The sequence below is a fragment of the Pseudorhodoplanes sp. genome (genome assembly GCF_046289595.1).
In the GTDB taxonomy this organism is placed as follows: Bacteria; Pseudomonadota; Alphaproteobacteria; order Rhizobiales; family Xanthobacteraceae; genus Pseudorhodoplanes.
The window spans coordinates 1-10,537 of sequence record NZ_JBKBVB010000140.1 but is presented as its reverse complement, the minus strand read 5'-3'; the positions used below and the strand labels follow the sequence as shown (position 1 = coordinate 10,537).

At 63.8% G+C, this 10,537-nt stretch carries 11 protein-coding genes; 7 read left to right on the top strand and 4 right to left on the bottom strand.

Annotated elements, in window-relative coordinates:
• Positions 1–321, top strand: a 321-nt coding sequence (locus tag ACK41X_RS20620) for an isochorismatase family protein (RefSeq protein ID WP_409727196.1), incomplete at its 5' end; no start/stop codon positions are given.
• Entirely contained in the window at positions 318–914 is a 597-nt protein-coding gene (locus tag ACK41X_RS20615; RefSeq protein ID WP_409727193.1) for a DedA family protein, read from the top strand. The genes ACK41X_RS20620 and ACK41X_RS20615, both read left to right, overlap by 4 nt.
• 33 nt (positions 915–947) lie before the next feature.
• On the opposite strand, the gene ACK41X_RS20610 is transcribed toward ACK41X_RS20615, so the two are convergent.
• Positions 948–1,757, bottom strand: a complete 810-nt coding sequence (locus ACK41X_RS20610) for a hypothetical protein (protein ID WP_409727190.1) — start codon at positions 1,755–1,757, stop codon at positions 948–950.
• 515 nt (positions 1,758–2,272) lie between these two features.
• Here ACK41X_RS20610 and hemA point away from each other — a divergent pair.
• Complete coding sequence (gene hemA, locus ACK41X_RS20605) at positions 2,273–3,499, top strand: 5-aminolevulinate synthase (protein ID WP_409727187.1); 1,227 nt, start codon at positions 2,273–2,275, stop codon at positions 3,497–3,499.
• Between the two features lie 13 nt (positions 3,500–3,512).
• Here the strand turns inward: hemA and ACK41X_RS20600 are convergent, their stop codons facing one another.
• A complete protein-coding gene (locus ACK41X_RS20600) occupies positions 3,513–4,607 on the bottom strand; it encodes an AbrB family transcriptional regulator (RefSeq protein WP_409727184.1) in 1,095 nt (364 codons plus the stop codon).
• 198 nt (positions 4,608–4,805) lie between these two features.
• On the opposite strand from ACK41X_RS20600, the gene ACK41X_RS20595 reads away from it, so the two are divergent.
• The 3 genes from ACK41X_RS20595 to ACK41X_RS20585 all read left to right on the top strand — a co-directional run bounded on the left by ACK41X_RS20595 (position 4,806) and on the right by ACK41X_RS20585 (position 7,640).
• Positions 4,806–6,176 (top strand): glutamate--cysteine ligase, encoded by a 1,371-nt coding sequence (locus tag ACK41X_RS20595; RefSeq protein ID WP_409727181.1) that lies wholly within the window; start codon positions 4,806–4,808, stop codon positions 6,174–6,176.
• Between the two features lie 97 nt (positions 6,177–6,273).
• Positions 6,274–6,744 carry a Cys-tRNA(Pro) deacylase gene (gene ybaK / locus ACK41X_RS20590; protein ID WP_409727179.1) on the top strand — a complete coding sequence of 157 codons (471 nt, stop codon included), beginning with the start codon at positions 6,274–6,276 and terminating at the stop codon, positions 6,742–6,744.
• Positions 6,738–7,640, top strand: a complete 903-nt coding sequence (locus ACK41X_RS20585; protein WP_409727176.1) for a DMT family transporter — start codon at positions 6,738–6,740, stop codon at positions 7,638–7,640. Before ybaK ends, ACK41X_RS20585 begins: the two co-directional genes overlap by 7 nt.
• Here ACK41X_RS20585 and ACK41X_RS20580 read toward each other — a convergent pair whose 3' ends face one another.
• A complete protein-coding gene (locus tag ACK41X_RS20580; RefSeq protein WP_409727174.1) occupies positions 7,641–8,519 on the bottom strand; it encodes a LysR substrate-binding domain-containing protein in 879 nt (292 codons plus the stop codon).
• A 201-nt stretch (positions 8,520–8,720) separates the two neighbouring features.
• Here ACK41X_RS20580 and ACK41X_RS20575 point away from each other — a divergent pair, with 201 nt between their 5' ends.
• Positions 8,721–9,095, top strand: coding sequence for a DUF1127 domain-containing protein (locus ACK41X_RS20575; protein WP_409727171.1), 375 nt, complete (start codon positions 8,721–8,723; stop codon positions 9,093–9,095).
• 105 nt (positions 9,096–9,200) lie between these two features.
• On the opposite strand, the gene ACK41X_RS20570 is transcribed toward ACK41X_RS20575, so the two are convergent.
• Entirely contained in the window at positions 9,201–10,475 is a 1,275-nt protein-coding gene (locus ACK41X_RS20570) for a hypothetical protein (protein WP_409727169.1), read from the bottom strand.
• Positions 10,476–10,537 lie beyond the last annotated feature (62 nt).

The window sequence follows — 10,537 nt, the reverse complement described above, 5'->3', positions numbered from 1 at the left end:
GAGGTGGCGGCAGAGGATCACACCGTCATCAAGAACCGCTATAGCGCATTCATTGCGGGATCCTCCCAGCTCGAACGGCTGCTGCGCAGCCTGGGCATCGACACCGTCCTGATCGCCGGCACAAAGACCAATGTGTGCTGCGAATCGACCGCCCGCGACGCCATGATGCTCGACTTCAAGACCGTCATGGTGTCCGATTGCTGCGCGGCCCTGTCCGACGAGGAGCATCGCGCGGCGCTGGAAAATGTTTTCCAGCAATTCGGCGACGTCCTGACGGCGGCGGAGACACTCAAGAAGCTGACGGCGTCCGGAACCACATGACCGAGCTCTCGCAACTGATCGATGCCGTCCGGGAACATGGGCCGGTGGTCTATGCTTTCATCTTCGCCTATGCCGCCTCGCATGCGCTGCTGATGGCCCTGTTCGCCGGATACGCGGTCCAGCTCGGCGTCCTCGATCTCAAGCTGACGATGGCCTATTGCTTTGCCGGCAGCTTCGCGGGCGACGTATTCCGCTTCTGGCTGGCGCGCCGCTACGGCGACCGCGTATTGGCACGGTGGCCGCGGGTGGAGAAAGGCGCGGTCACCGTCAAGAAACTGGTCGACCGCCACGCTCTGTGGCTGCCGATGATCCATCGCTATCCGTATGGCATCCGCGGCCTTGGCGCGTTCGCCTTCGGCCTGTCGCAAATGACCTGGGGTCTGTTTCTGGTGCTCAACCTGGTTGCCGCGGCCTTGTGGGCGGTGTCGATGGTGGCTGTCGGGTATGCATTCGGCGCGGTCTCCGACAAGGTGCTGGGCGATGCCGTGTCCGGACTGAGTGTCGCATCGCTTATCGTGTTCCTCGCGATCTCCTGGGTGCTGAGCCGCAAGCTTGAAAGCGCGATCGCGGCCGACGCAAAACGCAATCCCTGAGCAAGGCACCAGCGGCCATTTGCCTGACAGGCTCTATACGACCGACGGATTTTGCAGACTTTTGGGCTGAAAGCGCAACAGCGCGAGATGCTTCATCCGCACCAGCAGCGTCCGGTAATTGTCGCCGAGCGGCGACAATTCGCTGGTGGTGCCAGGCGGATCGGATTGCGGATAGAGCGCGGCGATCGCAGCCCAGAAATCGGCGCGCTGAAACGGCCTCAGCTCGCGAAGCCGGAGATTGGCGACGTTGCCGCGCACATTGAAGATGTCGCGCGCGGTATCGTTGATAAGAACGACCCAGCCGTCGTCCAGCGCGGCGTCCGGGGTATAAATCGGATAAATGGTCAGCATCGGCACCGGCGAATGCCTGAAGACGTATTCGTAGACCTCGGCCTGATGACACATCACCTCCGAATAGCAGACGAGAATGGCCGCGCTCGGCCCTGCCGGCAGCGGCAGCACGAGCCGTTCCCACAACAGCACCCTGTCGTCGAGGGGAGAGGTAAAGCGCACATAGACCGGCGCGCCGAAACGCAGCGTTGCCGAATAGACCTGATGCAGATCGTGCGCGACCTGGTCGCCAATCGAGGACAGAAGTCGGCCGGTGAAGTCCTTGCCGGTCGCCTGACGCAGCTTCTCTCCGAAATGCATGTAGAGAAAGTCGTCGCCCAGCGCGACCATGTAGACCGAATGTGCAGGAATGTCGTAGCTGCCTTCGGTCAGAAGCTTCACATCCAGCTTGCCGGCCGCATTGAGAGCGCTCCATTTCGACAGCAGGAAGCGGATGGCCTGTGACGTGGTCGCGCCCTGGATGGCGGAGCCGTGAGACAGTTCGAGGGCCATCGTCCGATCGCCGTCCGGTTAGGTGCGGCGCTTTGCCGATGCACGCACTACGCGATTGCGCAGCGATTCTCTGATAAAGTCCAGTGCGAGGCTGTGGGAAAGCTGCATGCCGGATGCGTCAGCCCCCGGGACGTGCAAAGGCCGCCCCCCGTTGGGAGCGGCCCTTCTCATTCGATCCAGATCAGCTCAGCCCGCCGAACAGCCAGATCACCAGAATGATCGGCAACGGAATGCCAAGCAGCCACAGCAGGAGCCCGCGGCCCATATCCAGCCTCCATGGTTTGGATTATCGGAGTGAAAACGCCGGATCGTGATCCTGGTTCCGCTCGCCCGTGGGCTCGCAGGCGGCCGATTTTGAGACGATTTGCGGGAGATCAAGGCTCACCTGCCGGGAAATAGGGCCAACCATGGCTCGACAACCACTATTGAAGGCTTCTAAAACCATATTCGGTTGAACGGCCCGGACGGCCGGCGCGACGAAGCTGGAGCGGTCCGGCACGGGAATTCCTATCGCTATGAATTACAAGGCTTTTTTCGATAGCGCCCTGAACCGCCTGCATGAGGAAATGCGCTATCGGGTGTTTGCGGACCTGGAGCGGATCGCCGGCCGGTTCCCGCAGACCATCTGGCATTCCCCGGACGGCCCCCGGCAGATCATCGTGTGGTGCTCCAACGATTATCTCGGCATGGGGCAGCATCCGAAGGTGATCGGCGCCATGGTCGAGACCGCGACCCGCATGGGCACCGGCGCCGGCGGCACCCGCAACATCTCCGGCACCAATCATCCGCTGGTCGAGCTCGAGGCCGAACTCGCCGACCTGCATGGCAAGGAAGCGGCGCTGATCTTCACCTCCGGCTATGTCTCAAACCAGGCCGGCATCTCGACGCTGGCCAAGCTCATTCCGAATGTCCTTATCCTGTCGGATTCCTACAACCACAATTCGATGATCGAGGGCGTGCGGCAATCCGGCTGCGAGAAGAAGATTTTCCGCCACAACGATCTCGCCCATCTCGAAGAGCTGCTGATCGAGGCCGGGCCGAACCGGCCAAAGCTGATCCTGTTCGAGAGCATCTATTCGATGGATGCCGACATCGCCCCGATCGCCGCAATCTGCGATCTCGCCGAAAAATACGGCGCGATGACCTATATCGACGAGGTGCATGCGGTCGGCATGTACGGCAAGCGCGGCGCAGGCGTCTGCGAGCGCGACGGCGTGATGCATCGTCTCGATGTGATCGAAGGCACGCTCGGCAAGGCGTTCGGCTGCTTCGGCGGCTATATCGCCGCGAGCCACGCGGTCTGCGACGCAATCCGCTCCTATGCGCCGGGCTTTATCTTCACCACCGCACTGCCGCCGGCGGTCTGCGCCGCCGCGGCCGCCTCGATCCGGCATCTCAAGACCTCGCAATGGGAGCGCGACCGGCATCAGGAACGCGTTGCCCGGGTCAAGGCAGTGCTGACCGCATCAGGCCTGCCGGTGATGCCGAGCGAGACGCATATCGTTCCGATCGCGGTCGGCGATCCTGAGAAATGCAAGGCGGCAAGCGACATGCTGCTGGCCGACCACGGCATCTATATCCAGCCGATCAATTATCCGACCGTGCCGAAGGGCACCGAGCGGCTGCGGGTGACGCCCTCCCCCTATCACGACGACAAGATGATCGATGCGCTGGCCCATGCGCTGGTCGACGTGTGGGAGCGGCTCGGCCTGACGCTGAACCGCTCGCTCGCGGCGGAATAAGCGTTCGCCCCGGCTAATCCTCCTGCACCGGCCGCTTCTCCGGCAGCTTCGGCGGCGGAGGCGGCGGGGTCTGTCCATAGATCCGCACGAACAGCGGCAGCGACAACGAAATCAGCATGAAGCGCGCCACGTGATGGGCGCCGACGAAAATCGGGTCGAGATGCAGCGCCAGCGCCAGGATCATCATGGCGTCGAGCGCACCGGGCGCATAGGACACGACGATATCGGCCAGGTTCAGATCGAGCGTATAGGCCGCGGTTGCGGCGAACATCGACACGATCGCGACCGACACCGAAAACGAGCCAAGCGCAGCCCACAGATGGCGCAGCAGCAGCCGCAATTCGGTATTGGCGAAACGCGCGCCGGTGATCGATCCCAGCGCCACCATCACCGCGCCCACCACCCACCACGGCAGCACCGCATGAATGAGGCCCGAGCCGTGCAGGACGGCGGAGGCGAGCATTGCACCGAAGATCAGTCCCCCGGGAAAGCGCACGTAATGCGCGAGGATGGCGGCGGCGCCGGACAGGACGACCAGCAGCGCGATCTCCAGAACCGAATCCGCCACCCCCGGACTGCGCAGTTCCGGTGCTGACGGGATCAGACCGAAGATCGCAAGCCCGACCGGCAGACAGGCGGTCAGGATCACCACGCGGATGGTCTGCACGATCGCAATTCCGCGCAGATCGGAATGGTATTGCGTGGCATAGGCCATGACCTGCGACAGCGCGCCGGGGGCCGAGCCGAACAGCCCCGACAGCATGTCCCAGCCATGGACTTTCTTCAGATACAGCGCGCTGCCGAACATCGCGCAGGTCATCGCCACGCAGAGCAGCACCACGCTGATCGGCCAGGTGGCAACGCCACGCAGCGTTTCGGGAGTCACCGCGCCGCCGAGCGAGATGCCGATCAGGACAAAGGTCACCCGCGACAGCGGCGCCGGCACGGCCATCGGCCGGCCTGCCAATGCCGCCACCGCGACCGCAATCATGGCGCCGGACAGCCAGCCGGCCGGAATCCCTGCAACCGTCAGAATCGCGCCACCGATGGCCCCGACCAGCAGTGTTTCGCCGAGATTCAGAAGGGTTTGACGGGAGGGACGAGGCATAGCACCCGTTATGGCCAATCCGCCCGCTCTATCAAGCCGAGCGCCGCAACCCCGCCATGCCGCACCGTCACGCTGCATCGTCAAGCTGCGAAGCGGGCGCGGGAACGCAAAACCGCCATCCGTTTTTGCCGCCCGGCCGCTGATTGCCCTGCCCGCGGGCCTGTGTGTATGGTCGCGGCCCTTTTTGCCGGATTCTCTATGGCCCGTGACCAAATCGACATGACGCCGGTCGAGCGCCGCGACGAACTCGTTGCGTGGTTCGAAGCGGGCTGCAAGCCGAAGACCCAATGGCGGATCGGCACCGAGCACGAGAAATTCCCGTTCACGGTGCAGCGTCACGATCCCGTGCCCTATGACGGCCCGCGCGGCATCCGCGCGCTGCTGGACGGCATGCAGCTCCTGCTCGGCTGGGAGCCGATCATGGAGAAGGACAACATCATCGGGCTTTACGACGTCACCGGCGGCGGCGCCATCTCGCTCGAACCGGGCGGTCAGTTCGAATTGTCGGGCGCGCCGCTCGAGACCGTGCACCAGACCTGCACCGAATTGATGGCGCATCTGGCGCAGGTACGGGAAGTTGCCCGTCCGCTCGGCATCGGCTTTCTTGGCCTTGGCATGAACCCGAAATGGACCCGGAGCGAAATTCCGGTGATGCCGAAGGGCCGCTACCGCATCATGACGCGATACATGCCGAAGGTCGGCAATCTCGGCCTCGACATGATGTACCGGACCTGCACGGTGCAGACCAATCTCGACTTCTCATCCGAAGCCGACATGGTGAAAAAGCTGCGCGTCTCGCTTGCGCTGCAGCCGGTGGCGACCGCCCTGTTCGCAAACTCGCCCTTCACCGAGGGGAAGCCCAACGGCTATCTCTCCTTCCGCTCGCAGGTCTGGCGCGACACCGATCCCGACCGGTCCGGCATGCTGCCCTGGGCGTTCGAGGACGGCATGGGTTTCGAGCGCTGGGTCGATTACGCGCTCGATGTGCCGATGTATTTCGTCAAGCGCGGCGACGATTACATCGACGTGTCGGGGCTGTCATTCCGCGATCTCTTTGCCGGCAAGCTGAAGCAACTGCCCGGCGAGCGCGCCACTATCTCGGACTGGGCAAACCACATCTCCACGATCTTTCCCGAGGTCCGGCTGAAGCGTTACCTCGAAATGCGCGGCGCCGATGGAGGACCGTGGCGCCGTCTGCCGTCGCTGCCCGCCTTCTGGGTCGGCATTCTCTATGACAATGCATCGCTTGACGCTGCCTGGGACATCGTGAAGAGCTGGACCGCCGAAGAGCGCCAGAAGTTGCGCGACGATGTGCCGAAGCAGGGCTTCGCCGCGACCATCCGCAATCGCTCGATGCTGTCGCTTGCGGAGGAAACGCTGAAGCTTGCGCGTGAAGGTCTGTCCCGGCGACGCCGTCTCAATGCCGGCGGCGAAGACGAGACGAAATACCTCGAACCGCTGGAAGACCTCGTGTCGCGAGGCACGACACCCGCCGAGGAATTGCTCGCGAAATATCACGGCGCCTGGGGCGGCTCGGTGGAGCCGGTATTCAGCGAATATGCGTATTGAGGCCATCCTCCTCACCGCTCATTCCCGTGAAAGCGGGAATCCGGTTTTTCTTTCCTGCGTCCCCGCCTTCGCAGGCACGAGCGGGTGACAAAGAGCGATGGCCAAGGCCACCCCCGCGACCGCCGCGCTTGAAAAGGCCGGTATCGCCTTCACGCTCCGCACATACGACTACGATCCGAATGCCGCCAAGATCGGCCTGCAGGCGGCGCAAGCGCTCGGCATTGCGCCGGAACGCGTTCTCAAAACCCTGATGGCCAGAGCGGGCAACGCTGTTGTCTGCGTGCTCGCACCATCCGACAAGGAAGTCAGCCTGAAGCGGCTCGCATCCGCAGCCGGTGCGAAGGACGCAGCGATGCTGCCGCCGGCCGAGGCCGAGCGCGTCACCGGCTATCACGTCGGCGGGATTTCTCCGCTCGGACAAAAGAAGAAGAGCCGGGCTTACATCGAGCGCACCGCGCTCGCGCATCCGACCGTTCTCGTCAATGGCGGACGGCGCGGTCTGCAGATCGAACTATCGCCCGGCGATCTTGTGCGCGCGATCGGCGCGAAGGCAGCCGATCTGTGCTGATCCGCTCAAAACTCACGGCATTCGATTTTGCCCTGTATGCCGTCGTTGTGTTGGCCTGGGGCCTGGCCTGGATCGGCATTCATTTTCAGGTCGGTGTGGTGGCGCCCGCCGTATCGATCTTCTGGCGCTTTCTCCTTGCCGGACTGGTCATGCTGGCCATCGCGGCGTTTCGCGGCGACCGGCTGCGCTACAGCCTCGCGGATCATGCGGCCTTCGCGCTGCTCGGGCTCTTGCTGTTCTCGATCAACTTCCTTTTATTTTATCATGCGGCCGAGACGCTGCCGTCCGGGCTTCTGTCGATCGTGTTCTCGCTGGCGTCCTTCATCAATGTCTGGCTCGGCGCATTATTTCTGAACATGCCGGTCGATCGCCGGGTCGTTGCAGGCGGTCTCCTCGGCACCGCCGGCATGGCGGCATTGTTCTATCCGCAATTTGCCGGCAGTCCGGTCCCGCACGGTGCGCTGATCGCGCTTTGCCTGTGTGTGCTCGGCACGTTCGCCTTTTGCTTCGCCAATATCCTGTCGGCTCGCCTGTCCGTGCGGAAGTATCCGGTCTTCGCATCGAGCGGCTACGGCATGCTCTATGGCAGCGCGAGTCTTGCGCTCTATGCGCTGTTGCGGGGCTACGAATTCACCGTGGAATGGACGCTGCCCTATCTCGGCGGGCTGATCTATCTGGCGTTGATCGCCTCGGTGCTGGCGTTCACCTGCTACCTGACCCTGCTCGGCCGGATCGGGGCGGATCGCGCCGCCTATGTCACGGTGCTCGGTCCCATCGTCGCGCTTGCGGTCTCGACATGGGTCGAGAATTTCCAGTGGACCGCCATTGCGGCAGCAGGGCTCGCCGCGGTGATCGCGGGCAATGTGCTGGTGCTGAAGCCGCGCAAGACGCGATAGTCACTCCGCCGCGCGCGCGGCATCCGACAGATTGTCGAGCGAGGAAATAATGTGCTCGGCGAGCGCCTCGGCCAGCGCCGAGCTTTCATGCGGATTGCGGGCAAGGCCGATGCGGCAATAGGGCAATTCGGGAAAGCCGTCGGCCGGCGTCAGCACCCGCATGCCCGGACGCAGCGTCGATTCCGGCACGACCGATACCGCAAGCCCGGCCAGCACCGCCGCGACATAGGCGCCGGCATTCGAGCTCGTATAGATCACCCGGTGCGGCCGGCCGATCTGCTCAAGGCATTCCAGCGCGATGCGCCGCCATGCGCAGCTTTGCTTGCCGAGCGCCAGCGGCAGCGGATTTTCCGTATGCGTGGTGTGACGGACGGATGTTACCCAAAGCAGCCGCTCCTGCCGGAACGGCTCGCCGCGCTGGCTTTCCGTGGTTGTGATGATCGCAAGATCGAGGTCGTTGGCATCGATCCGCCGCAGCAAGTCGACCGACGGCTCGCACAGAACGGTCAATTCGACGCCCGGATAGGCGCGCGAGAACCGCGCCATGATCTCGGGGAGATAGCGGTCGGCATAATCGTCCGGCACGCCGAGCCGCACCCGGCCGGTCAGTTCGGCACCGGAAAACGCGGCCAGCGCTTCAAGGTTGAGCTTCACGATGCGGCGCGCATAGTCGAGCAGGCGCTCGCCGTCCTCGGTCAGCTTTGACGCCCGCCCGTCGCGCGCAAAGATCGGCTTGTTGAGCCGCTCCTCCAGCCGCTTCATCTGCATGGAGACGGCGGATTGGGTCTTGTGCACCACGTCCGCCGCCTTGGTGAAGCTGCCAGTCTCGGCAATGGCGATGAAGGTCCGGAGCTGGTCGATATCGATCAAAGCGGTCATCGGCGCGGCACGGGACTGCGGCCCGCCCTCAATTATCATCGATTGTGATGCGTGAGATTATAAACATTCGTTTCACTTATCAATGGGCCGGTGGCATATCCATCTCGCTCAAGTCAGTCGAGCCAGAAATCGGGTCGCGCAGGGGTCTCCTTGCCGCGAAACGGGTTCGGCCGCCCGATGCGGGCCGAAAGGAGCCGTCCGATGTCCGCCACTGTCAGCTTTCGATCCATCCCGCGCCGGCGGCGGGAGCCCGCCTTTGTGCGATCCGTCATCGCGATTGCACTGAATGGGATGCGCAGCTTTGCACGGCTTCTGAAAAATCGCCGCCGCGCCCGCATGCTGGCCGCGATGGACGACCGGATGCTGGCCGATATCGGCCTGAACCGCAGCGACCTGCGCGATGCCTATGCCCAGCCGCTGTGGCGCGATCCGACCGACGTTCTGGCCGACCGGGCGCGCGCCAGGCGGGGCAGCCGCAGCAGAATTGCCGATGCACCGGTGATGGCACCCGGCCTCGTCCCCGACGACGGCTTCTGCCAGCCGCGGACCGACCGTAACGCGCGCCATACGATCTGATCCTGCTCGACCGGCGCTGCCCAGCCGGTCGGCCGATCCGCGACAGCGTGTGTCCCCTCGCACCGCGCGGATCAAGCGCCCGCCCGGCCCTCCCGGACGGGCGCTTTATTGTGGCGCGGCACCGAACGGCTGATTCAGCGCTTTCTGCGTGAGGCCGCGGCGGTCCTTGACCACGCCGATCGGCACGCCAAATCGCGTGATGGTCGCGATCACCCGCCCGTCGACCAGCCGGTCGCAATTCATCTGCGTCGGCGCAATGAAGAAGTCTGCTTCGAGCCATCCGGGCTGTGCCTGCAGACGCCTGTCGGCATAATTGTCAAAGGCGAATTTTTCGCCGCAAACGCCGACGCTGTAGGTGTGCTGCGAGCTATTCTTGTCCAAACCGAGATAGTCGTGCAGCGCGCGCACGGCCTCCGGCATCATGTTGACCCAGTAATCCATTTCGTAACGGCGCGCGGCGCCCTCAAGGCCGCCGACCAGCGAATTGTAGAACAGGTATTCGTAAGGATGCAGCCGCACGAGCACGCCGGCATTCCAGCCAAGGGCGAGCGCCAGCGCCGCCGCTCCGCCGGCCGCGAGCCAGCGCCGCGGCGACAGCGCATCGAGAACGGCGTCGAAGCCGATACCGGCGAGAACGGCGAATGGCGGCAGCACGAACAGGAAATGCCGCATCCCGGTGAAAGCCGGCCCCTCGGTCAGCGCTTCGCAAAGGACCGGAAACAGCGCGACAAAGGCGATAAACCCGACCTCAAGATGGCGCCGCGTCAGTTTGCTCCAGCCGCCATGGACGAGCGCCAGGATCGATGTCACGATCGCGCAGAGCGCACCGGCATAGACAATCAGCGGCACCTTGATCGCGAGATAGAACGGCACGTACCACCATGGCACGTCGGCCATGCGATAGATCTCGCCGGCCACAATGGTGCGGATCTCGTAATGGAAATGCGCGAACGAAAAGAGTGCGCGCAGCGGATTGAGCGGCGCAAGCGAGGCCCATGGCCATGCCGCGATCATGATGAGATAGCCGAGCAGCAGGGCCGGTGCGATCCGCAGCGCCGATTTCGTCGCGAAGGCCGCGGTCCCTGCGAATGCGAGAGGACGCGGCGCCGACAAAAGCACCATCAGTCCGGCATAACCGACGAGCAACAGCCCGAGCGCCCGCAAGCCGGTGGCCGCGCCCAGCATCAGGCCGAAACCGAGAAGATCCGTCCAGCGCGGCGACGGCAATGCGCGCCCGATGCGCAGGATGAAAAATACCGCCCAGATCATCGCTGCGGCGAACGGCACATCCTTGGTATGGTTGAACATGCCGCCGAAATACGGACCGCAGACCGCAAGCGCACAGAGCGCGATCAGGCCGGCACGCGGACCGGCCCCCATTTCCTGCTGCGATCCTTGAAGGAGCTGCACATCACCTTTGAACCCAGAAAGCGCTGATCATG